The sequence below is a fragment of the Sulfuriroseicoccus oceanibius genome (assembly GCF_010681825.2).
GTDB classification, from domain to species: domain Bacteria; phylum Verrucomicrobiota; class Verrucomicrobiia; order Verrucomicrobiales; family SLCJ01; genus Sulfuriroseicoccus; species Sulfuriroseicoccus oceanibius.
The window spans coordinates 3,360,767-3,386,313 of the sequence record NZ_CP066776.1 but is presented as its reverse complement, the minus strand read 5'-3'; the positions used below and the strand labels follow the sequence as shown (position 1 = coordinate 3,386,313).

General features: G+C 56.5%; 19 protein-coding genes, 2 tRNA genes and 3 rRNA genes. 13 read left to right on the top strand and 11 right to left on the bottom strand.

Going from position 1 to position 25,547, the window contains the following annotated elements:
• The 4 genes from G3M56_RS13735 (at window position 1) to G3M56_RS13720 (ending at window position 3,913) form a co-directional block, all read left to right on the top strand.
• Window positions 1-1,164, top strand: coding sequence for a M20 family metallopeptidase (locus G3M56_RS13735; protein WP_164365341.1), 1,164 nt, complete (start codon window positions 1-3; stop codon window positions 1,162-1,164).
• A gap of 136 nt (window positions 1,165-1,300) precedes the next feature.
• Window positions 1,301-2,191: a 1,4-dihydroxy-2-naphthoyl-CoA synthase gene (locus tag G3M56_RS13730; protein ID WP_164365342.1), complete on the top strand. Its 891-nt coding sequence runs from the start codon at window positions 1,301-1,303 to the stop codon at window positions 2,189-2,191.
• Between the two features lie 102 nt (window positions 2,192-2,293).
• The gene (locus G3M56_RS13725; protein ID WP_425508197.1) at window positions 2,294-3,439 is read left to right on the top strand and encodes a glycoside hydrolase family 43 protein; all 1,146 of its coding nucleotides are present in this window, start codon (window positions 2,294-2,296) and stop codon (window positions 3,437-3,439) included.
• A gap of 120 nt (window positions 3,440-3,559) precedes the next feature.
• On the top strand, window positions 3,560-3,913 hold the full coding sequence (locus G3M56_RS13720; RefSeq protein WP_164365351.1) for a Rid family hydrolase: 354 nt from the start codon (window positions 3,560-3,562) through the stop codon (window positions 3,911-3,913).
• Between the two features lie 79 nt (window positions 3,914-3,992).
• Here G3M56_RS13720 and hisI read toward each other — a convergent pair whose 3' ends face one another.
• The 4 genes from hisI to G3M56_RS13700 all read right to left on the bottom strand — a co-directional run bounded on the left by hisI (window position 3,993) and on the right by G3M56_RS13700 (window position 8,056).
• A complete protein-coding gene (hisI, locus tag G3M56_RS13715) occupies window positions 3,993-4,451 on the bottom strand; it encodes a phosphoribosyl-AMP cyclohydrolase (RefSeq protein ID WP_164365344.1) in 459 nt (152 codons plus the stop codon).
• A 237-nt stretch (window positions 4,452-4,688) separates the two neighbouring features.
• The gene (locus tag G3M56_RS13710; RefSeq protein ID WP_164365345.1) at window positions 4,689-5,564 is read right to left on the bottom strand and encodes a hypothetical protein; all 876 of its coding nucleotides are present in this window, start codon (window positions 5,562-5,564) and stop codon (window positions 4,689-4,691) included.
• Window positions 5,565-5,602: 38 nt separating this feature from the next.
• The gene (locus G3M56_RS13705; RefSeq protein ID WP_164365346.1) at window positions 5,603-7,606 is read right to left on the bottom strand and encodes a DUF455 family protein; all 2,004 of its coding nucleotides are present in this window, start codon (window positions 7,604-7,606) and stop codon (window positions 5,603-5,605) included.
• A 27-nt stretch (window positions 7,607-7,633) separates the two neighbouring features.
• Window positions 7,634-8,056 (bottom strand): RNA-binding S4 domain-containing protein, encoded by a 423-nt coding sequence (locus G3M56_RS13700; RefSeq protein WP_164365347.1) that lies wholly within the window; start codon window positions 8,054-8,056, stop codon window positions 7,634-7,636.
• Window positions 8,057-8,181: 125 nt separating this feature from the next.
• Between G3M56_RS13700 and mtnP the strand changes: the two genes are divergently transcribed.
• The 7 genes from mtnP to rrf all read left to right on the top strand — a co-directional run bounded on the left by mtnP (window position 8,182) and on the right by rrf (window position 15,620).
• Window positions 8,182-9,072, top strand: coding sequence for an S-methyl-5'-thioadenosine phosphorylase (mtnP, locus tag G3M56_RS13695; protein WP_164365348.1), 891 nt, complete (start codon window positions 8,182-8,184; stop codon window positions 9,070-9,072).
• A gap of 57 nt (window positions 9,073-9,129) precedes the next feature.
• On the top strand, window positions 9,130-9,660 hold the full coding sequence (locus G3M56_RS13690; RefSeq protein ID WP_235203471.1) for a hypothetical protein: 531 nt from the start codon (window positions 9,130-9,132) through the stop codon (window positions 9,658-9,660).
• Window positions 9,661-10,220: 560 nt separating this feature from the next.
• Window positions 10,221-11,767: ribosomal RNA gene (locus tag G3M56_RS13685) — 16S ribosomal RNA — on the top strand.
• A 205-nt stretch (window positions 11,768-11,972) separates the two neighbouring features.
• Window positions 11,973-12,048 (top strand) — tRNA-Ala (locus G3M56_RS13680).
• An 84-nt stretch (window positions 12,049-12,132) separates the two neighbouring features.
• Window positions 12,133-12,209: transfer RNA gene (locus tag G3M56_RS13675), tRNA-Ile, on the top strand.
• 213 nt (window positions 12,210-12,422) lie between these two features.
• Window positions 12,423-15,257: ribosomal RNA gene (locus tag G3M56_RS13670) — 23S ribosomal RNA — on the top strand.
• 247 nt (window positions 15,258-15,504) lie between these two features.
• Window positions 15,505-15,620 (top strand): 5S ribosomal RNA (gene rrf / locus G3M56_RS13665).
• The 16S, 23S and 5S rRNA genes sit together here with 2 tRNA genes alongside, the layout of an rRNA operon.
• A 444-nt stretch (window positions 15,621-16,064) precedes the next feature.
• On the opposite strand, the gene G3M56_RS13660 is transcribed toward rrf, so the two are convergent.
• A complete protein-coding gene (locus tag G3M56_RS13660; protein ID WP_164364767.1) occupies window positions 16,065-16,682 on the bottom strand; it encodes a PEP-CTERM sorting domain-containing protein in 618 nt (205 codons plus the stop codon).
• 217 nt (window positions 16,683-16,899) lie between these two features.
• A complete protein-coding gene (locus G3M56_RS13655; RefSeq protein ID WP_164364765.1) occupies window positions 16,900-17,682 on the bottom strand; it encodes a PEP-CTERM sorting domain-containing protein in 783 nt (260 codons plus the stop codon).
• Between the two features lie 143 nt (window positions 17,683-17,825).
• Between G3M56_RS13655 and G3M56_RS13650 the strand changes: the two genes are divergently transcribed.
• Window positions 17,826-18,938, top strand: a complete 1,113-nt coding sequence (locus tag G3M56_RS13650; RefSeq protein WP_164364763.1) for a substrate-binding domain-containing protein — start codon at window positions 17,826-17,828, stop codon at window positions 18,936-18,938.
• Window positions 18,939-18,993: 55 nt separating this feature from the next.
• On the opposite strand, the gene G3M56_RS13645 is transcribed toward G3M56_RS13650, so the two are convergent.
• Window positions 18,994-19,446 carry a Dps family protein gene (locus tag G3M56_RS13645; protein ID WP_235203470.1) on the bottom strand — a complete coding sequence of 151 codons (453 nt, stop codon included), beginning with the start codon at window positions 19,444-19,446 and terminating at the stop codon, window positions 18,994-18,996.
• 141 nt (window positions 19,447-19,587) lie between these two features.
• Between G3M56_RS13645 and G3M56_RS13640 the strand changes: the two genes are divergently transcribed.
• Window positions 19,588-20,490, top strand: coding sequence for a LysR family transcriptional regulator (locus G3M56_RS13640; RefSeq protein WP_164364758.1), 903 nt, complete (start codon window positions 19,588-19,590; stop codon window positions 20,488-20,490).
• Between the two features lie 38 nt (window positions 20,491-20,528).
• Here the strand turns inward: G3M56_RS13640 and G3M56_RS13635 are convergent, their stop codons facing one another.
• The 4 genes from G3M56_RS13635 to argH form a co-directional block, all read right to left on the bottom strand.
• A complete protein-coding gene (locus G3M56_RS13635) occupies window positions 20,529-21,746 on the bottom strand; it encodes a glycoside hydrolase family 27 protein (RefSeq protein ID WP_164364755.1) in 1,218 nt (405 codons plus the stop codon).
• A 358-nt stretch (window positions 21,747-22,104) separates the two neighbouring features.
• The gene (locus G3M56_RS13630) at window positions 22,105-23,154 is read right to left on the bottom strand and encodes an alcohol dehydrogenase family protein (protein WP_164364753.1); all 1,050 of its coding nucleotides are present in this window, start codon (window positions 23,152-23,154) and stop codon (window positions 22,105-22,107) included.
• A 206-nt stretch (window positions 23,155-23,360) separates the two neighbouring features.
• Window positions 23,361-24,092: a glycosyltransferase family 2 protein gene (locus tag G3M56_RS13625; RefSeq protein ID WP_164364751.1), complete on the bottom strand. Its 732-nt coding sequence runs from the start codon at window positions 24,090-24,092 to the stop codon at window positions 23,361-23,363.
• Window positions 24,093-24,128: 36 nt separating this feature from the next.
• Window positions 24,129-25,493 (bottom strand): argininosuccinate lyase, encoded by a 1,365-nt coding sequence (gene argH, locus G3M56_RS13620; RefSeq protein WP_164364749.1) that lies wholly within the window; start codon window positions 25,491-25,493, stop codon window positions 24,129-24,131.
• Between the last annotated feature and the right edge of the window lie 54 nt (window positions 25,494-25,547).

Here is a 25,547-nt window from a genome sequence, read left to right as displayed (position 1 = left end):
ATGGCCACGGCGTTCCCTCAAAGTGTAGTCGAGCTTTTGCAGGAGCTGGTCCGGATTCCGAGTGTGAATCCGGACAGCGCCACCGAAGCCGAACACGAGTTCTGCGGTGAGCAGAAGGTGGCGCGCCGCGTGGCCGAGTTGCTGCGCGACCTCGGCGCCGACGTCCATTTCGACGAAGTGGTCGACGGCCGCCCGAATGTGATCGGAACGATTCCATTCAATGGCGCTGGCGAGCCGAAGGTTCGGCTTTTGTTGGCCCCGCATCTCGACACGGTCGGGATCTCCGGAATGAGCATCGATCCTTTCGGCGGGGAGATCCGCGACGGGAAGGTCTGGGGGCGCGGTGCGTCCGACACCAAAGGCACTGCCGCGGCGATGCTGTGGTGTCTTCACCAGATGCGCGACGAGCTCGCGACGTTGCCGATTGAGGTCACGTTCGTGGGGTTGATGGGTGAGGAGACCGGCCAGCCGGGATCGATTGATTTCGCCCAGGGTTATGGCGATCGCTACGACTTTGCGATTGTCGGCGAGCCGACCGAATGTGATTTCGTGCATGCCCACAAGGGGTGCGCGTGGATTGAAGTGGCGGCGCGCGGACAGGCAGCCCATGCGTCGACGCCCGAGCGTGGGCACAACGCGATTGTCGATCTCGCTCGTTTTGTGGTCGGTGCTTCCGGTGAGTTTTTCGACCGACTCAAACGCGATTACGCCCACGATGTATTGGGCGTGCCGAGTTTGAATATCGGCGAGATCAGTGGCGGTACGCGGCCGAACATCGTGGCCGACCGCGCACGGGTCATGGTGGACATCCGCACGACGCCGAACCTGGCGGATGCGGACCCAACGAACCTGGTGCGCGAGTACCTCGATGAGCTCGGGTTGAAGGATTGCACTCTCTATGAAGTGGCCAACTGCAAGCCAATGTGGACGCCGGAGGACAACCCTGTGTTGCAGGCGCTGACCAAGGGAACACGGGGCAAGCTGGTGACCGCTCCGTGGTTCTGCGATGGCGCGCATTTGGGTAATGGTGGGATTCCATCGGTTGCGGCGGGGCCGGGCTCGATCGCCCAGGCGCACACCAAAGACGAGTGGATCGAGATCGCTGCGCTTGAGGAAGGTGTCGAATTCTACCGCGAGTGCCTGCTTGCTGTGGCGAATGCCTAGTCCTCAAGTTGTCGGATTTATGACATTTCGGAATGTCATAAACACCGGACATCATCTGAGAGTGGGCTGATTGGCCTGCATCGTTTCTGTGCCAAATTGCACTCGCATGTCTGGGGGCGCGGGCTTAAATGAGTGCATGGTTTCAGAAATTTTCCACGCTGAGGACTGGAAGGAAGTCGAGGGCTTTTCGTTTGAAGATATCACCTATCACGAGGCGGTCGTCGGTGGCACGGTGCGGATCGCGTTCAACCGTCCGGAGTGCCGTAACGCATTTCGCCCGCAAACCGTGGATGAGTTGTATCGCGCGCTCGAGCACGCGCGAACCAATGCGTCGATCGGCGTGGTGCTGCTGACCGGTAACGGACCTAGCCCGAAGGATGGCGGTTGGGCGTTTTGTTCCGGCGGCGACCAGCGGGTGCGTGGCAAGGACGGTTACAAATACGAGGGCACCGAGGATGCGACGGGCGCAGGGCTCGGGCGCTTGCACATTCTGGAAGTGCAGCGCTTGATCCGCTTCATGCCAAAGGTCGTGATCGCAGTGGTTCCAGGTTACGCGGTGGGCGGTGGCCATTCGTTGCATGTCGTTTGCGACCTGACCCTGGCATCGAAAGAGCACGCTGTGTTCCAGCAAAAGGATGCGGATGTTGCGAGTTTCGACGCGGGTTATGGCTCGGCGTATCTTGCCAAACAAGTCGGGCAGAAGCGGGCACGTGAGATTTTCTTCCTCGGTCTGCGTTACACCGCTCAGGACGCATATGAGATGGGGATGGTGAACAAAGTGGTGCCTCACGCGGAGCTGGAAAAGAAGGCGCTCGAGTGGGCCTGCATCATCAACGAAAAGTCACCAACCGCGCAAAAGATGCTGAAGTATGCGTTCAACCTGACCGACGACGGGATGGTGGGGCAGCAGATCTTCGCGGGTGAGGCGACTCGTCTGGCGTACGGCACCGACGAGGCTGCGGAAGGGCGCGAGGCATTCGTGGAGAAGCGGAAGCCGGACTTTTCCAAGTTCTCGCGCCAGTATTAACGCCGCGGTGGGATTCTTCCCGGATTGGTATGTAACATTTATCTCTGGTTGGACGTCTGTGGGCACCACATGAAACAACAGACGTCCAACATTCAGAAGCAGGTGAAAAAGCGGTTCCGCCTCGGGGCCGCGATTGGTTTTGGTCTGTCGTTAGTCGCGGGTCAGGTCGCGCAGGCGGCGGATTCCTTCAAGCCAGGGGAAGTTTGGCCTGATGACAAAGGTGTGCACATCAATGCGCACGGCGGCGGGGTGCTCTTCCACGAGGGAACCTATTATTGGTACGGCGAGCACAAGATCGAAGGCACGGCGGGTAACCGTGCGGAGGTCGGCGTGCATGTTTATTCGTCCAAGGATCTCTACAATTGGAAAGACGAAGGCATTGCGCTCGCGGTTTCCGATGATCCGGAGAGTGAGATTGTAAAAGGTTGCATCATCGAGCGACCGAAGGTGATCTACAACGAGACCACGAAGAAGTTCGTGATGTGGTTCCATTTGGAACTCAAAGGGCAGGGGTATTCGGCGGCGCGTTCCGGTGTGGCCGTGGCGGACAATCCGACCGGACCATTCACTTATGTCCGTAGCATGCGCCCGAATGCTGGTGTGTGGCCGGTGAATGTGACCGAGGATTTGAAGGATCCGGAGTCGATCGCGAAGGCGAAAGGGAAGTACTTCGGCGGGGGCGTCGATGAGAACCAGAAGCAGTACAATGTGCTGGGTGCGGATTTTGAGGGTGGGCAGATGGCTCGCGACATGACTTTGTTTGTCGATGACGACGGTGCCGCCTACCATCTCTACTCGTCCGAGCACAATGCCACACTGCATATCTCGAAGCTGACGCCGGACTATCTCGACCACGCCGGCGAGTACGCTCGCTTTTTCCCGCACCGCTGGATGGAGGCACCCGCGATCTGCAAGCGTGACGGGAAGTATTACATCATCGCCTCGGGGTGCACCGGATGGGCGCCAAATGCCGCGCGCTCCGCTGTGGCCGATTCGATTTTCGGACCATGGAAGGAGCTGGGGAACCCATGCGTGGGCGAGAATGCGGAGATCACCTTTGGTGGGCAGAGTACATTCATCCTTCCGGTTCAGGGGAAGGATGACGCTTACATTGCCATGTTTGACCAGTGGCGCCCGAACAACGCAATCGATGGCCGCTATGTCTGGCTGCCGATTGAGTTCACCGACGAGGGGATGAAAATTGAATGGCGCGACGAGTGGAGCCTCGACGTCTTTGATCCGAAGTAATCGGATGACTCCGGCACGAGCCGAAGCGGTTCTGTGTCGGTCGAATCATTCTTTGCCACCTCCATTAGGTAGCCTTGCCGAGTGGAGGTGGTTTGTTTTGTGGTATACGGTGCCGCCATGATGATCGAACGTCAGGATACGAAACAAAGAATGAGCCGGATCGTGAAGCATAACGGCACGATCTACCTTTGCGGCCAGGTTTGTAAGGACGCGGATGCCGGGATTGCCGAACAAACCGCCACCATGCTGGAGAAAGTGGATGAATTGCTGGTCCAGGCCGGATCCGACCGCAACCACATGCTCTCCGCTACGGTCTACCTTCGCGACATGAAGGACTTCGCGGCAATGAACGAGGTGTGGGATGCATGGGTGCCCGAGGGGTATGCTCCGGCACGTGCCTGTGTCGAAGCGCGTATGGCCCGCCCCGAGTTGCTGGTCGAGGTGTCGGTGATCGCTGCGGAGGTTGTCTCGTAGCAGAGGTGTCTGTGATTAAATCAAAAAAAAAGCGCCCCGTCCGCGAGTGATGCGGACGGGGCGCTTTGGTTGTGAATGCTTACTTCTTGTAAACGGCGTCCGGGTCGTAGCTCTGTTCGGACTGCTGGGTCAGCGGGTAGTCGCCGTCGGTGGCGGTGACATCGCTTTCCAGTGGCACCGCACGGTAGAAGCAGGACGGGTAGCCGGCGTGGCAGCAGCCCGATCCGATTTGCTCGACCTTGAGCACAAGCGCGTCTTGGTCGCAGTCGGTTTTGATCTCTTTGACCTTCTGGACGTGACCACTGGTGGCTCCCTTATGCCAGATCTCCTGACGGCTGCGGCTGAAGTAAACCGCTTCTCCAAGCTCGAGAGTCTTGCGCAGCGACTCCTCGTTCATGTAGGCGACCATGAGAACCTCGTTGGTCACATGGTCCGTCGCGATGGCCACAATCAAGCCGTTCTCGTCGAACTTCGGGGCGAAGGCCAAGGCGGATTCAACCGCTTTGCGATCATCACGGGATGCGAATGGAAGGGACATAGTGATACGTCGATTTTGTGTTGCTGCCGCCCCGCGCAGGATGCGCCGTGAGCGAACGCTCTATAGATAAGGGCGAAAATCCACTTTTGCCACCGCTGTCTGGGAATCGTTCGGATTCGAAGGGGGGAGCGGTGATCGTGGGTGCGGCGTCCGCTCCGCTGCCGGTCTCGATGTGGTCGCTTGTAGAGGGTACTCGCAATGCGACGGATCACGGGGACGTGGTTCTCTACGAGAGCATCATTGAGGGGATTCGCCGTTTTCTGGTTCGTTTGGTCTGGTGATCGTCGTTCTCGTCGAGAGCGATGTTGGCATGTCCATTGTCAGGGAACGCGCTCCCTCGGTGCGAGTCATGGTGGATGTGACTTTGGAATCACGCTTGAGGTCGATGAAGTGGATTAGCGAGCGCGTCGAGCTTCCCTGCCCCTTGAGCACCATGGTGGCCCCTTCATCATTCTTGCCTGTGACCTGGAAAGTGAAATCCAACACCGCGCACTTCTGACCGTGATATTCGGTGAGCTTCGAGAAGGTGATTGTCATTTCGCCCTTGATGTCGCGATCCAATCCTGAAATCGACTTTAACATGTCCATGTCGCCTTGCCAGGTTTCGCCGACATGGCGTGGGACGAGTGAATAGTGCCAGCGCTTGGCGTTCATCGACGCCTCTTTCTGTTTAAGTTTGGTCTTTTGCTCGCTGGTGGGTTCCGCATTTGGTTGAAACTTTAGCTGCCATCGATTGCCGACCTTCACCGCAAGCATCTTGACTCCTCGCAATGGGTCTATTTCCGGTCGAGACGGCATGGGAATCCCATTAATTGTAAGAGCTCGGTTAGTCTGGTTTTCGGTTACCTCGATTTCTCTTTCCGATGGACCGAGGGTTCGGTCGATAGTCTCACTGTGTTGGTGAAGCGAGCCTGCGCCGGTCCTGGCTTGATTTCCGTTTTGGAAGCGGATCTTCATCTCGTCGCAGTGACCGGTGTATTCGGTGGTGACTACAGTGCCTGTCGGTAACGTGTAATCCAGCTGATGCAGCGGATAGGACTCCGCAGCTTGAGCGCCTGATAGGGTGGAGAGGAGTAGTGCGGTAAGTGCGGTCTTTTTCAGGAGGTTTTTCATGTCAGATGGTCTGGATGATCGGAGCGGAATCACAGCCGCTATATCGTCACCGGCATCCAGCCATTGCGGATGGTGGCGGTGGCGTGCCATTCGGGGTTGGTCTCCGGATCGTTGATGGCGACGTTGCGGACAACGGCCGGATCGTCACTTTCAGGGAGCGGGCCGCGGGTGATTTGAAAACAAAGGTGCTGGTCGGGGGCGAGACGTCGCCTCAATTCGAGTGCCGTCCGCCCCATGGTGTGGCGGCAGTTGATCTCAACAATCAGTTGGTTGCGTAGCTCGCCGCCGGTGTCCCTCCAGACAAACGCATCAATCCCGACCGGACCGAAATAGCCGAGAGGCTCGAGCAGATCGTTGAGGAGCGCGGGCATCGACGATTGGTGGGCGTGCAGTGCGCCGTGCCGTGCATGAAGAAAGGCCGCCAGCTCCGGAGTCAGACCAGTGCCAAACTTCGCGCCAGCTTCGCTCGCCTTCCACTGGCCCCGGCGGTTGGTGTGGATGCGCGTGAACCCTTGGAAGCGCACCACGCCGGGAGCACTGCGGTCGAAGTGCGCAGAGTATTCGAACACTTTGTCGCGCCATGGTTCCAAAATGATGCTCTGGCCTGCCGCAAGTTGGCGTTCGATCCACCCATGCGCTTTCTCGACGGGAGTGCCATCAAATAGGCATTGGTTGCCTTGGGCGGCGGCGCCGTAGTTGCTCTTCATGACTAGCGACTCGTGGCCCTCCGCGCGGAGCCGTGCGGCGTGCGCTGCCAGCGATTCGATTGTCTCGTGAGCGGTGCCGACGCATCCGATCTCCAGCCTTGCCTGGTCAGTCTGTTCGTTCCAGCGCTGCTGCGCGGTGAGGGTCAGTTCCTTGGCGAGTGTGGAGGCGGTGTTGTGATCTGCGGCGCGGCGGGCTTGTTCGTCGGCGCCGCGGCATTGGCTGTGCAGCGCACCGATGGTTTGTTCGGCAGTCGGCGACCAGCCCCACGGTTTCAGGTTGCGCAGCTTGCGGTCGTCGAGCTCCCGAGTGGAGGTGATGATTTCCGGTAGGTTGAACCCATTCTTCTGCAGGTAGGCCAGGTGCTTGAGCGACGGCTCCTGTTTGACGAGCAAGACGTCGTCCGCATGGGTGAATGCGATCGGGAGCAACTCCGCATCACGGGCCAATGCCGACAGTCCCTTGGATTCCGCGTTCACCATCTCCGCCTCACAGCCCGGGTTGAACCAATAGACGTCCGGGGTACGGCCGCGCGACCTTCCGAAAACCTCAAGTTCGTCGATGAACGATTGCTCCAGCCCGGCGCGAAGTCTCCCTTCCGCGTTGAATGGTACGTTTCCATGCGCTTTGGCACGGATCGGGGACATCGGAAACCTCAGCTGCTTTTTAAATGCCTGCCAGTCGTTGTCCTTTTCGTCTTTCCAGTGGCGGAACCAGTGGAGCCCGTAGCCCACGTGGCTGATTTCATCGCGATAGATGCGCCCGAGGATCTTCGCGGTCGCGGTGTCGCCCGCCTGCGTCATGACCTCGGAATAGTGCTTGGAGTAGTCGAGGTTGGATTGCTCGAACGTAAGGCTCAACCGGCTGACGTAGTCGAGCGGCGTCTCCATTGTCGAGATCTGCTCCCAGATCATGCCGCTGACCGGGAAGTCGCCGAAATGGACACCGCACTGCTGCATGCGGCTGGTGTACCATTTGGTGTGGGCTTGCTCCTCCCGCAATGTGTTGTAGATCCCTTTGCGGAAGCGCTTGGGGGCGTCGGGGAACTTGAGCAGCACCAGCGCCATCAGCTCGACCGCCAATAGCTCGTGGTTGGCGAAAAAGTGGAGCAAAATCGCGCGCTTCTCCTCGTCGATCAGTGTCGGGTCCTTCGGGAAATTGATCTTCTCGCCACTCCGGTGCATCCTCAGGTCGGCGGGGCGTCCCGGTGTCGGGCTGCCGGCGATGGCTCCGCCCGGATCGTTGTCGGTGATCGGATCTCCCGCGGGCGGGCCGGCGAGCTTTTCTTCCAGGGTGGTGGCGAAAAGCACGCGTTGGGCAAATTCTCGAAGTTCCATCGGGTGTGGTGAGCCTTGCTAATGAAATTATTTCCCGTAGCCCATGTCGCCGAGTGCGCGTTTGAGCGAGTCGATGTCGCGGCGGTCGCGTTTGGTCGGTCGGCCAAGCCCGGTCGGACGGTGGGCCGCTGCTGCCGCCTTCTGTTCGCGCACCGCATCGATCCGCGCCTGTGGCGTGTGGTCGATGTAGCACTCGATCGCGACCTTGTGCCCGACCCGTTTGTTGATCACCCGGTTGATTTCGACTTCGCGGATCAGTCCGTCCTTCGAGATCTCGATCCGCTGGCCGCAGCTCAGGTTGGTGGATGCTTTGATCGCTTTCCCGTCGCGTTTGATTTTGTCACCGGCGCATGCCTCGGTCGCCAGTGCGCGGGTTTTGAAAAAACGGGTCGCCCACAGCCATTTGTCGGCGCGGGTGGAGGTGAGTTCGTTTTGATCAGGAGTGGCCATGAGTTCTGCGAAAGGATGCGGTGCGCCACGCGGGAATGCAAGGAGGTGCTGCTTCCGGTCAGAAATGCGGACCTATCGGCAGATTGCCATTGTCTGGCCATCCTGTCGCGGCTATCAAAACCTCCATGGATATTGGATCTGACCCGGCAGTCCCCGCCATCGGGGTGATTGGAGGAAGCGGCTTGTATGAGATGGAGGGCTTGGAGAATGTGCGCGAGGTGCAAGTGGAGACGCCATTTGGTGCTCCGTCGGACGCGTTGATTCAAGGTGAGCTGGGCGGGCGTACGATCTACTTCCTGCCGCGTCATGGTCGCGGGCATCGGTTGTTGCCTCATGAGGTGCCGCATCGTGCCAATATGTGGGCGTTGCGCTCGCTTGGTGTGCGGTTTGTGATCTGTGTCACGGCAGTGGGGAGCTTGAAGGAGGAGTATGCGCCGCGCTCGATTGTCGTGCCGGATCAATACTTTGATCGCACAAGCAAGCGGGACGAGCATACCTTCTTCGGCAATGGGATCGTCGGGCACGTTTCGTTCGGCGAGCCGGTGAGCGCCGGGTTGCGTGAGATCCTGGTTGGTGAGGCGCGTGCCGCGGGGGCAACCGTGCACGACGGGGGAACCTACGTTTGTATGGACGGTCCCGCATTCTCCACTAAGGCGGAAAGCGAGCGCAACCGTCGCGATGGCTTCGACGTGATCGGGATGACCAATTTGCCGGAGGCGAAACTTGCGCGTGAGGCGGAGATCGCGCTTGCTACCCTGTCGATGGTGACGGACTACGATTGCTGGAAGGAGGACGAAGAGGATGTCTCCGCGGATACCGTGATCGGGCATCTCCACGCAAACGCAGCGATGGCGAAACAGATCATTGCCAGTGCCGTGCCGAAGATGCCGAGTTTGGCCGATTGGTCGGAGCACCAGGCTCTGGATCCGGCAATCATGACTCCGCGTGAATTCTGGCCTGCCGAGACAGCCCTCCGCCTTGAGCCCATTCTCCGCCGCTGGATTGCCGCGAAGTAACGATCTTATTGTATTTCAATGATGAAACTTCTGATTAACCTTTCTAATAGCCCAAGTGTGAAACGTTGGTTCGTACGAGGCGTTGCCGCGATGCTGGTAGCCGCCGGATTGAACTCGTGCGTGACAATGGATCCCGCGGTTGCCGCTGCTATTGCCAAGCGTGATGCGCAAATCGCCGTCGAGCCTTTGGGGGATTACTATATTGGCCGACGGTATCATGTGCCGGATACCCGGTTCTGGGGCTATCTGCGGAAGCCTCGCCAGAGCTGGGAAGACGCGCAGCTCGTCATTATGGATGAGTGGAGTGTCCAGGTGCCGGATCGATTGCCGGAAGCCGAGGCGATTCCGGCGCACGGGTTCGACAACAACCGTGAGTACTATGTCTACGGGAGCTACACCTCGAAGGCGGCGTATGATCCAAATAGTGATCTGACCTTGCCCGTGTTCAAGCCAACCAAGTTTGTAATGAAGGACGGAGAGCCGGGCTTTCTGTTTAGTCCGAATCAGATTTACCGAAGCGATGCGGTGTCATTGCAGCCCCGGGGAGGTGTGCCGCGTGCTTCGACGCCAATCTCGACAGGTCGGTAGTCCAGCGATCCGGATGCCTGCTCCCTCAGTAAGAGGGGGGGACATGAATTCAAGCAACAAGGCCGCCCGTGAGGGCGGCCTTTGTCGTGTTTGGAGGACGGTGGAATCAGTGATGGCGTGCCCGCTGGACGCAGTAACCCGAATTTTAAGTGAATGTTCGGACCGTCGTACGTTGCTGGATTTCAGCGGGTTGAGGGGTGGGCGCAGGGTGTGAATATGCGAATAATTCGCACCTTCCGCCTCAAAATGAGTTGCGGGGACTTTGGGCGTGCGTATACTTCAAGCCCGGCCGGAACGAGCCGGACGCGAACGACGCGAAGTCGATCGCCTGCTGCTTCAGCGAGAGTTGAGCGAAGGTGGTCGTTTTTTTTATGTCCGAGCGTGTGAGATCTTTTGAAAAGTTGGATTCGTGCTGACCGGAGAGTGTCAGTATGAATTGGAGAAGAAAAGGCTAAAATGTGTACTGTGCGGTGACAAGTTTATCGCACGGGTCTGGCAAGTGGCTGTGGAGCTGCTTGATCGGACTGAAAACTTTTTGGCAATACGCCAATACCAATTTCTTTATGGAGAGTTTGATTCTGGCTCAGAACGAACGCTGGCGGCGTGGATAAGACATGCAAGTCGAACGGGGAATGTGATTAGCTTGCTAAATGCATTCCTAGTGGCGAACGGGTGCGTAACACGTGAGTAATATGCCTCGAAGAGCGGGATAGCCCAGCGAAAGTTGGATTAATACCGCATGTGGCGGAGATGGGATTCCATTTCTTGCTAAAGGTAGGGACCTTCGGGCCTGCCGCTTCGAGATTGGCTCGCGGCCTATCAGTTTGTTGGTGGGGTAATGGCCTACCAAGACAACGACGGGTAGCCGGTCTGAGAGGATGTCCGGCCACACTGGAACTGAGACACGGTCCAGACACCTACGGGTGGCAGCAGTCGAGAATCATGCACAATGGGCGAAAGCCTGATGCTGCAACGCCGCGTGGAGGATGAAGGCCCTAGGGTCGTAAACTCCTGTCACCAATGAGTATGGGTATTATGTTTAATAGATGTAGTATTTGATAGTAATTGGAGAGGAAGGGACGGCTAACTTCGTGCCAGCAGCCGCGGTAATACGAAGGTCCCAAGCGTTGTTCGGAATCACTGGGCGTAAAGCGTATGTAGGCGGCGTGGAAAGTCAGGTGTGAAAGCCCGGGGCTCAACCTCGGAACTGCACCCGATACTCCCACGCTAGAGTAATGGAGGGGAGTCTGGAATTCACGGTGTAGCAGTGAAATGCGTGGATATCGTGAGGAACACTAGTGGCGAAGGCGAGACTCTGGACATTTACTGACGCTGAGATACGAAGGCTAGGGGAGCGAACAGGATTAGATACCCTGGTAGTCCTAGCAGTAAACGGTGCTCGCTTGGTGTGAGAGGATTCGACCCCTTTCGTGCCGGAGCTAACGCGTTAAGCGAGCCGCCTGGGGAGTACGGTCGCAAGACTAAAACTCAAAGAAATTGACGGGGACCCGCACAAGCGGTGGAGTATGTGGCTTAATTCGATGCAACGCGAAGAACCTTACCTGGGCTTGACATGCCGTCGTAGGTCTGTGAAAGCAGACTGTCAATTCGGTTGGACGTGCACAGGTGCTGCATGGCCGTCGTCAGCTCGTGTCGTGAGATGTTGGGTTAAGTCCCGCAACGAGCGCAACCCCTGTGATTAGTTGCCAGCACGTAATGGTGGGGACTCTAGTCAGACTGCCCAGATCAACTGGGAGGAAGGTGGGGACGACGTCAGGTCAGTATGGCCCTTATGCCCAGGGCCGCACACGTACTACAATGCTCAGTACAATGAGAACCGATACCGCGAGGTGGAGGAAATCTACAAAACTGGGCTCAGTTCGGATTGTAGGCTGCAACTCGCCTACATGAAGCTGGAATCGCTAGTAACGGCGCATCAGCTACGGCGCCGTGAATACGTTCCCGGGTCTTGTACACACCGCCCGTCACATCATGGAAGCCGACCGCACCCGAAGTATCGCAACTCGGTCCTAAGGTGTAGTTGGTAACTGGGATGAAGTCGTAACAAGGTAGCCGTAGGGGAACCTGCGGCTGGATCACCTCCTTTCTAAGGAGTAATTTGACCGGTCCGTCTCACGGAAATATCCGGCAAATAGGTCGACGCCTAAGTGCTGCTTGCAGCATAAGTTTGGAAACAAGCTGGCGCAGTCAGGGAAGAAATGAACTGACAACTCACAACCTTGAGTGCGTTTGGAATCGCGCAGTGCACATTTTAGTCTTTACTTCTCCTTCCACAAAAACCGTTTTCCAACGGGGGTATAGCTCAGTTGGTAGAGCGCCAGCTTTGCAAGCTGGATGTCTGGGGTTCGAATCCCCATGCCTCCACCAACGTCTTCAAGTAGCGAGTAGGAAGTAGGGAGTAGGAAGGGAAACCTTGCTACTAGCTGCCAGCTACTGGCTACGCCAAATGAAGGGCCTGTAGCTCAGTTGGTTAGAGCGCGCGCTTGATAAGCGTGAGGTCACAGGTTCAAGTCCTGTCTGGCCCACCATTTATTGAGACGTTGTTGGTTTGAGTGGAACGATGGTGATCCAAAAGAGATGGTTCTTTGATATCTGTATGCAGGATAAAAAGTAATATAGAAATACAATTTCATTGTGTGACAATGATTTCTATCCTGACGTCTAGTGGAAATACTAACAACGGTAAATTTTGTAATGATCCTCCCTTGAGGAGGTGAGTTACTTACTGATCTAAATCAAGAGAACAAGTATATAAGGGCATGCAGTGGATGCCTTGGTACCAACAGGCGATGAAGGACGTGATAAGCTGCGATAAGCCTCGGAGAGCTGCAAATAAGCTTTGATCCGTGGATTTCCGAATGGGGTAACCTGACTGGGATAATACTCAGTCGTCTCTTGCTGAATACATAGGCAAGAGGTCGCAATACCCGGTGAAGTGAAACATCTCAGTAACCGGAGGAAAAGAAAGAGAATCGATTCCGTAAGTAGTGGCGAGCGAAAGCGGAAGAGCCCAAACCAGGAGCTTGCTCCTGGGGTTGTAGGACTCCGATGTGGGATTTCTGACGATAGATTAAGCATCTGGAAAGTTGCGTCATAGAGGGTGATAGCCCCGTGATCGAAATCTGAAGAAACCCTAGGATGTTCCTGAGTAGCACGACACACGTGAAACGTTGTGTGAATCTGCGCGGACCACCGCGTAAGGCTAAATACTAGTTGGTGACCGATAGTGAACAAGTACCGTGAGGGAAAGGTGAAAAGAACCGCTGCGAGCGGAGTGAAATAGAACCTGAAACCGCATGCCTACAAGGTGTCAGAGCCTCTATATGGGGTGATGGCGTGCCTTTTGCTTAATGAGTCTGCGAGTCAGTGCCAGTGGCGAGCTTAAGTCCTTCCGGGACGGAGGCGTAGCGAAAGCGAGTCTGAATAGGGCGACATAGTCGCTGGCGCTGGACCCGAAGCCGAGGTGACCTACCCATGGCCAGGTTGAAGCTGCAGTAAAATGCAGTGGAGGACCGAACCGATGTGTGTTGAAAAACGCTCGGATGAGCTGTGGGTCGGAGTGAAAGGCTAATCAAACCCGGTGATAGCTGGTTCTCCCCGAAATGCATTTAGGTGCAGCGTTGTGTGCTGACCCACGGGGGTAGAGCACTGAATGAGCTAGGGGCCATACCCGGTTACCAAACTCAATCAAACTCCGAATACCGTGGGGTGAAACACAGCAGTGAGTCTATGGGGGATAAGCTTCATAGTCGAAAGGGAAACAACCCAGATCAGCAGCTAAGGTGCCCAAATACCGCTCAGTGGAAAGGATGTGAGATTTCTTTGACAGTGAGGATGTTGGCTTAGAAGCAGCCACCATTTAAACAGTGCGTAACAGCTGACTCATCGAGAGATCTTGCGCCTAAAATAATTGGCGATCAAGCGGTATACCGAAGCTCTGGATGCTTCTTTTAGAAGTGTGGTAGGGGAGCGTTCCCAACAGCATTGAAGCCCGATGGCGACTGACGGTGGAGTGTTGGGAAGTGAGTATGCAGACATGAGTAACGATAAGACGGGTGAAATCCCCGTCCGCCGTAAACCCAAGGTTTCCTGGGCAACGTTTTTCGTCCCAGGGTTAGTCGGGACCTAAGCCGAGGCCGATAGGCGTAGGCGATGGATAGCTGGTTAATATTCCAGCACCTCTGAACCTTAATCCGCGAGGACGCGGGTGGTGACTGATAATGCCGATTGAAAGTGGCAGAGGGGAAGCTTCGGCTGAACCTACCTTCATGATCCAACCGCCTAGAAAAGTCGCGGGGTACGCTAAGGAGCCCGTACCGTAAACCGACACAGGTGGGTGAGTTGAGTATACTAAGGCGTAAGAGTGAAATCTGGTTAAGGAACTCGGCAAATTGACCCCGTAACTTCGGGATAAGGGGTGCCCCTTTATTGGGGGCCGCAGTGAACCGGGCCAACCGACTGTTTAGCAAAAACACAGCATTGTGCTAAGACGAAAGTCGACGTATACGATGTGACACGTGACCAATGCCAAAAGATTACGGTAAGGTGTTAGCTTTCGAGCGAAGCTCCGAGCCCAAGTCCTGGTGAATGTCGGCCGTAACTATAACGGTCCTAAGGTAGCGAAATTCCTTGTCGGGTAAGTTCCGACCTGCACGAATCGTGCAACGAGTTGGCCGCTGTCTCAACCAGATGCTCAGTGAAATTGTAATGACGGTGAAGATGCCGTCTACCCGCAGAAAGACGGAAAGACCCTATGCACCTTAACTGTACGCTGTTATTGATTTTTCGGTTTCAATGCTCAGCATAAGTGGGAGGCTTTGAAACATATCTTTAGGGATATGTGGAGCCGCCAGTGAGATACCACCCTTTGGTATTGGAAAATCTAACCTCTGACCTTGAATCAGGTAGGGGAACAATGGCAGCCGGTCAGTTTTACTGGGGCGGTATCCTCCTAAAGAGTAACGGAGGAGCGCGAAGGTTGGCTCAGCGCAGTTGGCAATTGCGTTTCGAGTGCATTGGCATAAGCCAGCCTAACTGTGAGACCCACAAGTCGAGCAGATACGAAAGTAGGTCAAAGTGATCCGGTGGTTGAATGTGGAATTGCCATCGCTCAACGGATAAAAGGTACGCTAGGGATAACAGGCTGATTTCGCCCAAGAGTTCATATCGACGGCGAAGTTTGGCACCTCGATGTCGGCTCGTCGCATCCTGGGGCTGGAGAAGGTCCCAAGGGTCCGGCTGTTCGCCGGTTAAAGCGGCACGCGAGCTGGGTTCAGAACGTCGCGAGACAGTTCGGTCCTCTATCTTCTGTGGGCGTAGGAAAATTGAAGGGTTCAAACTCTAGTACGAGAGGACCGAGTTTGACGCACCTCTGGTGCTCCAGTTGTTCTGTCAAGGGCATTGCTGGGCAGCTAAGTGCGGAAAGGATAAGCGCTGAAAGCATCTAAGCGCCAAGCCCCTCCTAAGACTAATTTTCCCTGAAGGATCGTGGTAGACCACCACGTTGATAGGTTACGGGTGTAAGCATGGCAACATGTTCAGCTTAGTAATACTAATCATCCGTTCGACTTGTTCTTCTTGTTTAGATTGGTTTTATTTCTCTAAACGAACGTCAGGAATGACGGGAATCGAAAGACACAAGATTGTGTTTCTTATTACCTCTTCTGCATACAGATATCAGTGAATCACCCCAAGGAGGTTCACTCACACGTCAGCTCAGACTGAGTTGTTCGCGTAGATCTTTTTTCATCAAGTTCTGAAGCCCAGGCAACTGGTCATCAGATTACCAGCCACGAAACAAATGAATCGGCATCGTGGCTGCCATCTGGTGGCTATAGCACGTTGGTCCCACCCGGTCCCATCCCGAACCCGGAAGTGAAACGACGTTGCGCCGATGGTAGTGTGGCGATAGGCCATGCGAGAGTAGGTCGCCGCCAGAACTTGATGATCCCCATCTCCGAATAGGAGATGGGGATTTTTTTTGCCCAGAATTCGGGAGGTGAGGGCGGAGCGACGAGGCGAGTGCGACCTAGGGGGGACGGAGGTGGAGAAATAGGTCGTATAGGGCCTATAGGACTTATTGGGAAGAGTGCCTTGGATAAGCAAAGCCGCAGCGGTCGGGGACCACTGCGGCTTGCTGTTGTTTGTTGTTGGGCTTTGGTAAGCCTGTTGGGGGCGAGAGTCGCCGATCCTGAAAAATGATGAAGAAAATTGCAAGACTGTATCTATCGCTTAGCGGGGAATTTTTTCATCAGGAGCTTATGCGGGGGGCAGCCTTCACCCGCTTTCGGGGAGATTTGATGTATTGGAGGTTATTGAGTGAAAAAAAAAAACGACCGCCCTCCTGTTACACAACGGGGACGGTCGCTTGAGTGTCCAGCAATCTACTTGCGACGGATTAGAATCATGGCGAGACCGCCGAGGCCGAGCAGTGCAGCTGACGAAGGCTCGGGAACCGCAGTGAGGCGGACGTTGTCGATGTGGAAGCGGCCGGAGCTGTTCTCTTCCGACAACACGACGGTGATGTTGCCGACTTCCGCGCCAGTGGCGGTGTAGTCGAATGAGTAGTCGTTGAAGTTGTTGACTTGGTCGCCGGTAAACGCGGTTGTATCCACAGAGAAAGAAGCCAACTCGCCGTTGTCGTCATGGAGCGCAAAGATACCTGAATTGGTGTTTGCTTGTCCGGTACGGTTCGTGATCGCCAGAGTGAGTGTGTAAATATTGCCTGCGATGTAGCTGACACCAAGGTTTTGGGAGACGGTGCCTGTGTCTTGCAGGGTGAGGAAATCCGCTCCGTCTGCGGTGCCTAGAGAGAACCCTACGGAAGTGATATCCTCCAAGAAGACGCTGCCTCCTTCGTTTGTCCAGTCGGTGGGAGTTTGGAAAGTAAAGCCGCCGTTGGCGCCAGGAGACTCGAAACTGTTGTTTGAGATGGACACGGTGGCAGCGGACGCCGCGCCGACGAATGTGGCGGCCAGAGCGATGGCTGGGATGATTTTCATTGGAATTACGATTGTTGGGTTGATGTTGGGGCGGGGGAATCGGGATGAGTAGGTTAACTATTTGGGTTCCAGTTGGCGATGAGTTTGTTGGTGAGTCTCTGATGGAGCGTGTCTGAAAAAACAGGACGCCTGAGGGGAGGGGAGGGATCTGGGTAGAAAAATACCGCAACGACCTAGATCGCTGCGGTATGAGGATTGTTCGCTACTGCGATTCAGACTACTTGCGGCGACGCAGAATCATTGCAAGCCCACCGAGTCCGAGGAGGGCTGCGGAGGACGGTTCTGGTACGGCCGTTGTATCGACGATTACGATTCCTGCGAGTGATCCGCGGCCTCCGTCCCATGCGTCAATGCCGTTCACTCGAACTGTTGAACCGGTTGCATCGAATGTCCAATAGTTGCCACGGGTTACGCCTTGCTCGATTTCCACCCAGTAGCTGCCTGTTGCATTGAAGGCGGCAGTGGAATTTCCATAGGCCTCGGCCTGGGCATTACGGTTGGATCCGCCCCATACGTAAGATCCGTTTACTTGGAAATTGCGTGATGAGTATTGATCTCCAGCATCGGATGCAAGGATGCCGTAGATTGTGTATGTATCAAATGTGATGCCGCTCACGGTGATGTCGACACCGACGGCTCCACCGGTGGTGTTATCGAAGCCAATGGTATTGGCGTCGTCCAGGTACCCCGTTGTAAGCTTGGCGTCATCGGAGCCTGTGCCGCCGGATGCCACCCATGTGTTTTGTGAGTTCCATGTAACAGACGCACCTGTCAAGGCACCGGAGTCATCTTTAAGGTTGGTGATGGATCCGGCATTGAAATCACCGGAGTCGCGATCGATGGAGCTGTTCCAGTTCGAGCCGTCGATGCCGGTTGGTCCGAGGGCGGTTCCTCCGACAAAGGCTTGATTGGTATTTTCGGCGAAGTTGATCGCGATGGATGCGGCCGAAGCCGAGCCGATCATTGCTAAGCAAGTGAGTGCTGTTGCGATGTTTTTCATTTGTTTTGGGTTTGTTACTACATGAACGCACGTGCTCCGTGGCGTTCGGGCTAGACGCTAGCAGCTCCTTCATTGCTCTAAAATTGCTAGTTGTTTGAAAGTGCGTGACACTGTGTCTCATAAAATGAGACGGTGCGTCCGAGATGAGCGGATACATCAAAATGACTTTGGCGGAGCGGGTTGCCGGGAAGCTTCGGCAGGAGATTGGCGAGCGGCGATGGGGGCGGGAGTTGCCGGGGATTCGGACGTTGGCCGACGAGATGGGGGTGAGCAAGGCAACGATGACCAAGGCGCTTCAAGTGTTGGAGGCGTGGGGCGTGGTGGAGCCGGTTGTAAAGGGGAAGGCTCGGCGCGTGGTAGAGAGTGAAGTCTTGGGGCAAGTAACTGGTGTTGGTGCGACTCCGGTGGCGTGTCCTCGTGTTGTGATGTTAACGCGAATTTCGTATGACCGTCTGGGACGGGTCGACCGAGAGTTCTATGGGCATCTGCTGAGGTTGTTTGAAGAGCAAGGGAGACGGGTCAGTGTGGTGACGGCGGCTACCGGAGATATGAGTGAAGATGAACTGCGGTGCATGGTGGCGGATCATCCTGCCGATATTTATGTGATTTGGAATAGTGGTGAGCATGTGGCGCGGTGGTTTCGGCAGCATCGGATTCGCGCGGTTTTTGTTGGAGGTCAGTTCAGGCCGGGCAGCGCGTGTCTGGTGAGTTTCTCGGGACAAGTTGTTGTCGAGCAGGCATTGGGGCATCTGATTGGTTTAGGCCATCGGCGGATTGTGTTGCCGCGTATTGGAAAGCCTGATGATTCGGGGGGGATTACATTGGCGGTTCAGCGGCTATTCAAGGAGGCTGGGATACAGTTTGGCCCGTATAATATGCCCTTTTGGGATGGTGATCCGGATGGGTTTATCGATTTGTTGCGGCGCTCGTTTCAACTCACTCCGCCGACGGCGTTGGTAGTGTGGAGCGCTCCTTTGGTCCCCGCGTTGTGGTCGTTTATGATTGAGCAAGGGATACGTTGCCCGGAGGATCTCTCGGTGGTGTTGCTGGACGATAACCCGTTGTTGGACACGATGAGGCCGCAGTTGGATGTGGTGGAGAAGAGTCCGAAGGTTCTGGCATCGCGGATGGCGGCAAAGGTAGCTGAGTTGGCGCTAGCCCAGGTTGACGATGAGACTGCGACGCAGTCGGTTTTAATCGGTGGAAAGTTGAGGGTGAGGGGCAGTAGCCGGTCTTTGGTGGCGGCTGTAAAATGAAACAGCCTCCCAATGAGGGAGGCTGTAGGGATTGGGAAGCGGTGAATGAAGTGGATCACTCGAGGAAACTCTTGAGCATCCAGAGGGTTTTTTCGTGCACTTGAATGCGGGCGATGGCGAGATCCTCGGTTTCATTGTCGCCTGAATCTCCCGCAGCGTCGCGGAGGGTGCGCAGGCTGGTTACGAGTGTTTCGTTCCCCTTTGCGAGGTGGGCGACCATTTCTTCGGCGCTGGCGTCTTCGGCGATTTCCTCGATATGGGACATGGCGGAGAGGTTGGCCAGGCCGCCGGGGGCGAGGGCCCCGAGTGCGCGGATGCGTTCGGCGAGTTCGTCGACTGCGGGGAAGAGTTCGGTGTATTGCTCTTCGAACGCGGTATGGAGAGCGAAGAAGCCGGGACCGCGTACGTTCCAGTGACAGATATGGGTTTGGCCGATCAGCGCGTAGCTGTCTGCTACGACTTGGCGCAGTGCGTCGATTACGTTTTGGTTGGTTGCTTTGCTCATCATAGGATTTTGTTAAGTGGTGTGATTCAGCTCCTTCGTTAAGGAGGTCTGAATTGGTTACGAGATGATCCTAGGGTAAGACGCTCTGTAGGTGAAATTGATCTTTTCTCTATGATGTATAGGTAATATCTATAGATAGAGCCTATGGAGATTCGTCAGTTGGAGTATTTCGTTGCTTTGGTGGAGGAGAAGACCTTCAGCGCCGCAGCCGCGCGGTGTGGGGTGGCGCAGCCGTCACTGAGTCAGCAGATCAAGAAGCTGGAGCTTGAGTTGGGGGCGGATGTAGTGGTGCGGAGGCGCAGCGGGGTGGAGTTGACTGCGGCGGGGAAATTGTTGTGGCGGCGTGCCGCGGCGATCCTGGGGTTGGTGGGGGATGTGGAGCGGTTGTTTTTGGATCGGGGGGAGTTGATTGCCGAGCGGGTCACGGTGGGGGCGATTCCTACGATAGCTCCCTATTGGTTGCCTGAGATCTTGAGGCAGATGCGGGCGAGGTTCCCAGAGGTATCCATTGATCTAGTGGAAGATGAGACCGTCCGGCTGCTTGAATTGGTGCTGGCGGGGGATGTGGATTTTGCGATCACCAGCGACATGGATGTGGACGTCAGCGGACTGATTGACCGGCGATTGTTTGATGAACCGCTGTGGCTGACGGTGGCGGCTGATTCAGAGTTGGCTCAGAGCGATGTGGTGGATGTGGAGAGGTTGAAAGAGGAAGCGTTGCTCGTGATGCAGGAGGGGCACTGTTTGACGGATCAGACAGTGCGGCAGTGCAGAGCCCGTGATTTTAAACCACGAACAGGGATTCGTTGCAGTAGCTTGGAGACGTTGGTCGGGCTGATCGAGGCAGGGCTCGGGGTGGGGTTTATTCCAGAAATGGCGAGAGCGGTTTACGGCAAGCGGGCGGTCCGGATGGTGGAAGTGGCGGCCGGGCGTTTTTCGCGGAGTGTGCGGATTGTGAGTCGGGCGGACAAAGTGTTTGCGCCACATGAGCGGCGGTTAGTCGAATTGATTACCGAGCACGTGGAGACGGGAGGCGGCAATGGGTGAGTGCCTCCTCCTAGATTGCTTGTGGTAGCGTGATGTGGCTATCGGGCGAAAACGTCCTGTGGGGTGTTGGATCCGGAGATGCGGAGGACGATGGTGCCGTGTGCTGGTACGCTGTAGGTGAGCGACTCCGAGGTTTGGTTGTTGGCTGTCGTTTTCTGGAGCCAGCAGTCACGGATGGAATAGCCCTTGTGGGGATCAATGCCTAGGGCGGCGAGATCGACAGAGATTCGGGCGGGCTGGTTGCTGCGGTTGAAAAGTGCTACCGCGACTTTGCCGTCGGTGCGTTTGATCAATGGGCGGGCCCAGACTTCCTGATCCCCTGCGTCATGTAGTTTGCGGGCTTGATAGACGAGCGGGTCCTGGTTGATAGCGATGAGATCCTTGTTGGTGAGGATCTCGAGGGTTTCCTGCTTCATTGATCGGAGGTCGTTGCCGGCAAGCAGAGGTGAGGCCATCATGCACCACATGGCGAAGTGGGATTTATCCTGCTCAAGAGTCATGCCTCGGCCGACTTGCAGCATGTCCATGTCATTTATGTTGCCGGGGGACGCGTGGATCCAGAGAGGTTCGCACTTATCGATGATGTGGCAGATGCTGCTGAAGTTTGGTGCGATGTCAGCGGAGACTCGCCAAGAGTCGGCGACCTTTAGAGCCCACTTGCCGGGGAACTCCCAGCGGCAGATGTTGTAAATGGCCGATGGATTGGTTTCGCGTACGATTTTTCCGATTTCTGTGTACCTGGTTTCTTCGTCCAAGCCCATCCATTCACCGCTGCACCAGTCGACTTTGAGGAAGTCGTACCCCCAATCTCCGAGCATCAGGGCGATGTCCTTCTTGTCGTGGCCGAGGAGCCCGACTCCGTAGCCTCGGGGATCGTTGTCCCACTTGGTGCCGCATGTGTCCTTTCCTGCGTCGGAGTAGATGCCGGCCTTCAGCCCTTTCGAGTGGATGTACGATGCGAGAGCTTTCATGCCCGAGGGGAAGGTTTCGGGGTCGCAGAAGAGCGTTCCGTTTTCATCTCGGCCGCCGAAGTATCCGTCGTCGATGTTAATGAACTGATAGCCAACTTCCTTCATGCCGTTGGTCGCCATGGCGTCGGCCTGCCCCTTGATGATGCTCTCGTCGATTTTGATACGGAAGTGATTCCAGCTGCTCCATCCCATGATGGGAGTTTGCTTGCGAGGGGAGGTTTGTTCGGAGTGCGCTGAGAGGACGGCTAATATACCGCAGGCGACGATGGAGATTGGCTTGATCATGGATGGTGGGAGTTAGGTGGGGGGGCTTTGTTTGGCAGCTCGGCAGTTCGGGGGGCGGACTACCGTGGGTGCCTAATACGCGGAGTGGTTCGCGTTCTTCCAACTCGTTCACCTTAGGTTGCTTGGAGGTGGCTCCCGTGGGCGGTGCAAAAAAAACACCCCGACTCTGCGAACAGAGCCGGGGTGAAAACAACAAAACGTCAACAACAATGAAAACAACAGTAATTGACGCCGCCAATGTGCACGTGATTTCCGTTTCGTGGAAGTTTTTCGCAGGCAATCAGGCCGGTTGCTTTTCCAGTCCAGTTTTTTGCAGATGTGGGTGCGAATGAGGGGATTGCTCGTGCATAGGGTGGGGCTACGCGATTTCGATGACCAGCTTGCCGATGTGTTGTTTGCATTCGAACGCTCGTTGGGCTTCTGGGATTTGAGCGAGTGGGAATGTTTGGGCGACGAGTGGTGAGATGTTGCCTGATTCGATGCGCTGAATGAGAGCAGGGAATATTTCGGGAGAGAGGGCGGTGCCACCGAAGAGAGAGAGGTCTTTGAGGTAGAGTGTGCGCAGGTCGAGTTCGACGATCGGGCCGGCGATGGCACCGGATGTCGCGTAGCGACCGAAGGGTTTGAGCGCGTTCAGTAGGAGTGGCCAGTGCGAGCCGCCTACGAGGTCGATGACGACGTCCACGGAATCGGTGCCGACGGTATCGGGCAGATGGGAGTCACGATCGACTGTGCGATGGGCGCCGAGTTTGAGTAAGGCGTCCGCTTTCGAGGGAGATGTGACGGCGATGACCCGTGCGCCGCGGGCGTTGGCGAGTTGGATGGCGGCCGAGCCGACACCTCCTGAGGCGCCCGTGATGAGAACAATGTCTTGGGCGGTGACTTTCGCTCGGGTGAGCAGGTTTTCGGCGGTGGAGTACGAGCAGGGGAAGGAGGCGAGCTCTGTGCTGGTGAGCGTGCTGTTGATTCTATGGGCGTAGCGGGCGGGGACGGTAGTGTATTCGGCGAATCCTCCATGGCAGTCGGACCCTAGATAGACCGGACGATCGAGTTGTTTCCCGTGGCGTTCGTGGAAGCACGGTTCGACGAGCACGCGGCATCCAACGAGTTGGGGATCGGCTTCCGGGCCGACGGCGACGACGGTGCCGCAGACGTCGGCTCCCTGGATCAGAGGGAAAGGGATTGCGTTGCCTTGCCATCCTGCGTCGTCACTGGATTGGTCTGATTTTGAATACCAGCCGGTGCGCAGATTGAGGTCGGTATTATTGACTCCGGCTGCATGGACTTTGATCAGAGCGTCGCCGAGGCCTGGAGTGGGGATATCGATCGAGTGATTGACCTGCAGTTGAGAGAGATCCCCGTGGCCGATGAGTTGAACTCCTGTCATTTGTTTGGGGGGCGTGTGCATGGTGCGATTCGGTTTATGAGGAGGACCTGTGCGGTTTCATAGGTAGGTAGGGGCTGAAATCACAAACGCCCCAGACCAGAGGTCTGAGGCGCTTGCGAAACACTATGAACACACCTGCTGGCTCTTCGGCCTGCATTGCTCATGAATACGAGGCGGCCAGTGGAAGTGGATGCGTGTTGTTTTAAAAAAATAGTGGAGCGGTACTATTATTTTCCAGAAGGGCGACCGGCGATTCGCCAGCCGACGAATTTGAGTGAGATCTTCACGCACTGGATGCCGTAGCGAAGGGCTTTGGAGAATGGGATCGAGCTGGCGTCGTCTTCGTAGCTGGTTGGGCAAGTGACTTCACACGTGTTGGATCCGTTCTTGAGGGCGGCGATGAACATTTCGTTGTCGAAGATGAAGTCATCGGCGAGGGCGTGGAAATCGACTTCTTCCAAGACCTTGCGCGAGTAGGCACGGTAGCCGGTGTGGTACTCGGTGTGATGGACGCCGAAGCAGAAGTCCATGAACGTGGTGAGCCCCCAGTTGGCGACAAAGCGCCAGATCGGCATGCCTCCGGAGAGTGCGCCTTTGCCCGATGTGCGTGATGCCAGACAGACATCGTACTCGTCGGTAGCCAGCATGGCGCTCATCGCAGGGATGAGCTTCGGCGTGTACTGGAAGTCTGGGTGGAGGAGGATGAGGATATCGGCACCGGCGTCGAGGCCCTTCTGGAGGCAACGTTTCACATTGCCTCCGTAGTTGAGGTTGGTCTCGTTGCGGTAGGTTTCAATCCCCAACGCCTTGGCGGCTTCCACGGTGTTATCCTTCGAGCAATCGTCGACCAGGATGATGTGGTCGACGATGTCTTTCGGGATGGCGTTATAGGTTTTGGCGACCGTTTTTTCCGCCCAGTAGGCGGGCATGACGACGGCGATGCGTTTTCCTTGGAGCATGATGGATGGAGGTCAGGCTGATGGATTGCGGACGGATTAGGAAAGTTTATCCGACCAGCGTTGGCATTCGCTGCGCACGTTTTGCGGTGACGGGGCACCTGGGTTGGTGCGGGCGGCGAGGGCGCGCTTGAGGTCGAAGACCTCGCGGGCGTCAGGGCCGTAGCTTTCCGAGATGTTCTGCAACTGCTCGTCGCTCAGTTTGTCGAGTGGGGTGTTGGTTTCCACTGAAAGGGCGACCGCGGTGCCGACGAGTTCGTGGGCGCTGCGGAATGGGACGCCTTGCTTCACGAGGTAGTCCGCCAGGTCGGTGGCGAGCAGCATTGGGTCTGAGGCTGCGGCGAGGGTGCGCTCCTCATTAATCTCCATGGCGGCGATCATTTCGGTGTTCACGCGCAGGGTGAGGGAGATGGTGTCGATTGAGTCGAAGAGAGGCTCTTTATCTTCCTGCAGGTCGCGGTTGTAGGTGAGCGGCAGGCCTTTCACAGCGGTGAGCAGAGCGACCAGGTTGCCGTAGAGGCGTCCGGTTTTGCCGCGGGTGATTTCGGCGACGTCAGGGTTTTTCTTTTGCGGCATCAACGACGAGCCTGTGGTGTGGGCATCGCTGAGGGTGGCGAATCCGAACTCGGCGGATGTCCAGAGGATGAGGTCTTCGCTGAAGCGGGAGAGGTGGGTGCCGACCAGCGCGAGGGCGAAGAGGATCTCGGCGATGTAATCGCGGTCTGCGATGGCGTCCATCGAGTTGGTGGTCGGGCGGTCGAATTCGAGCTCGGCGGCGATGGCGTGGCGGTCGAGGTTGATGGTCGAACCGGCGAGCGCGCCGGAGCCGAGAGGGGAAATGTTGACGCGCTTGCGGGCGTCGGTGAGGCGGTCGGCGTCGCGGTCGAGCATTTCGACGTAGGCGAGCAGGTGGTGGCCGATTGTGACCGGCTGGCCTCGCTGAAGGTGGGTGTAGCCAGGTACGACGGATTCGGCGTATTGTTCGGCTTTTGTCACGAGGACACGCTGGAGGTCGCGGATCAGGTCGATGGTGACGTCGATCATTTCGCGGCAGTAGAGGCGGGTGTCGGTAGCGACCTGGTCGTTGCGCGAGCGAGCGGTGTGGAGTTTTCCGCCGGCGGCACCGATGCGTTTTGTGAGTTCGCTTTCGATGTTCATGTGGACATCTTCCAGCGCGATGGACCATTCCATGTTACCGGCGTCGATGTCTGCTTCGATCGAGCGCAGGCCCGCTTCGATTTGGGCGAACTCGTCAGCGGTGAGGAGTCCGGCATTGAGCTGGGCCCGGGCGTGGGCGATGGACCCGCGGACGTCGTGTTTATAGAGGCGCCAATCGTAAGAGATGGATTCGCCGAATTGTTGGACGAGGTCAGCGGTTTGTTGGGAGAATCTGCCTTTCCACATAAGATAGCTAGTAAGTGCTGGTTGATTGAAAGTGATGAGTTCGCGCCACGATGG

Coding starts and splice junctions, on each gene's coding strand:
- G3M56_RS13735 (WP_164365341.1), top strand. CDS start 1: ATGGCCACGGCGTTCCCTCAAAGTGTAGTCGAGCTTTTGCAGGAGCTG.
- G3M56_RS13730 (WP_164365342.1), top strand. CDS start 1,301: ATGGTTTCAGAAATTTTCCACGCTGAGGACTGGAAGGAAGTCGAGGGC.
- G3M56_RS13720 (WP_164365351.1), top strand. CDS start 3,560: ATGATCGAACGTCAGGATACGAAACAAAGAATGAGCCGGATCGTGAAG.
- hisI (WP_164365344.1), bottom strand. CDS start 4,451: ATGTCCCTTCCATTCGCATCCCGTGATGATCGCAAAGCGGTTGAATCC.
- G3M56_RS13710 (WP_164365345.1), bottom strand. CDS start 5,564: ATGAAAAACCTCCTGAAAAAGACCGCACTTACCGCACTACTCCTCTCC.
- G3M56_RS13705 (WP_164365346.1), bottom strand. CDS start 7,606: ATGGAACTTCGAGAATTTGCCCAACGCGTGCTTTTCGCCACCACCCTG.
- G3M56_RS13700 (WP_164365347.1), bottom strand. CDS start 8,056: ATGGCCACTCCTGATCAAAACGAACTCACCTCCACCCGCGCCGACAAA.
- mtnP (WP_164365348.1), top strand. CDS start 8,182: ATGGATATTGGATCTGACCCGGCAGTCCCCGCCATCGGGGTGATTGGA.
- G3M56_RS13660 (WP_164364767.1), bottom strand. CDS start 16,682: ATGAAAATCATCCCAGCCATCGCTCTGGCCGCCACATTCGTCGGCGCG.
- G3M56_RS13655 (WP_164364765.1), bottom strand. CDS start 17,682: ATGAAAAACATCGCAACAGCACTCACTTGCTTAGCAATGATCGGCTCG.
- G3M56_RS13650 (WP_164364763.1), top strand. CDS start 17,826: ATGAGCGGATACATCAAAATGACTTTGGCGGAGCGGGTTGCCGGGAAG.
- G3M56_RS13645 (WP_235203470.1), bottom strand. CDS start 19,446: ATGATGAGCAAAGCAACCAACCAAAACGTAATCGACGCACTGCGCCAA.
- G3M56_RS13640 (WP_164364758.1), top strand. CDS start 19,588: ATGGAGATTCGTCAGTTGGAGTATTTCGTTGCTTTGGTGGAGGAGAAG.
- G3M56_RS13635 (WP_164364755.1), bottom strand. CDS start 21,746: ATGATCAAGCCAATCTCCATCGTCGCCTGCGGTATATTAGCCGTCCTC.
- G3M56_RS13630 (WP_164364753.1), bottom strand. CDS start 23,154: ATGCACACGCCCCCCAAACAAATGACAGGAGTTCAACTCATCGGCCAC.
- G3M56_RS13625 (WP_164364751.1), bottom strand. CDS start 24,092: ATGCTCCAAGGAAAACGCATCGCCGTCGTCATGCCCGCCTACTGGGCG.
- argH (WP_164364749.1), bottom strand. CDS start 25,493: ATGTGGAAAGGCAGATTCTCCCAACAAACCGCTGACCTCGTCCAACAA.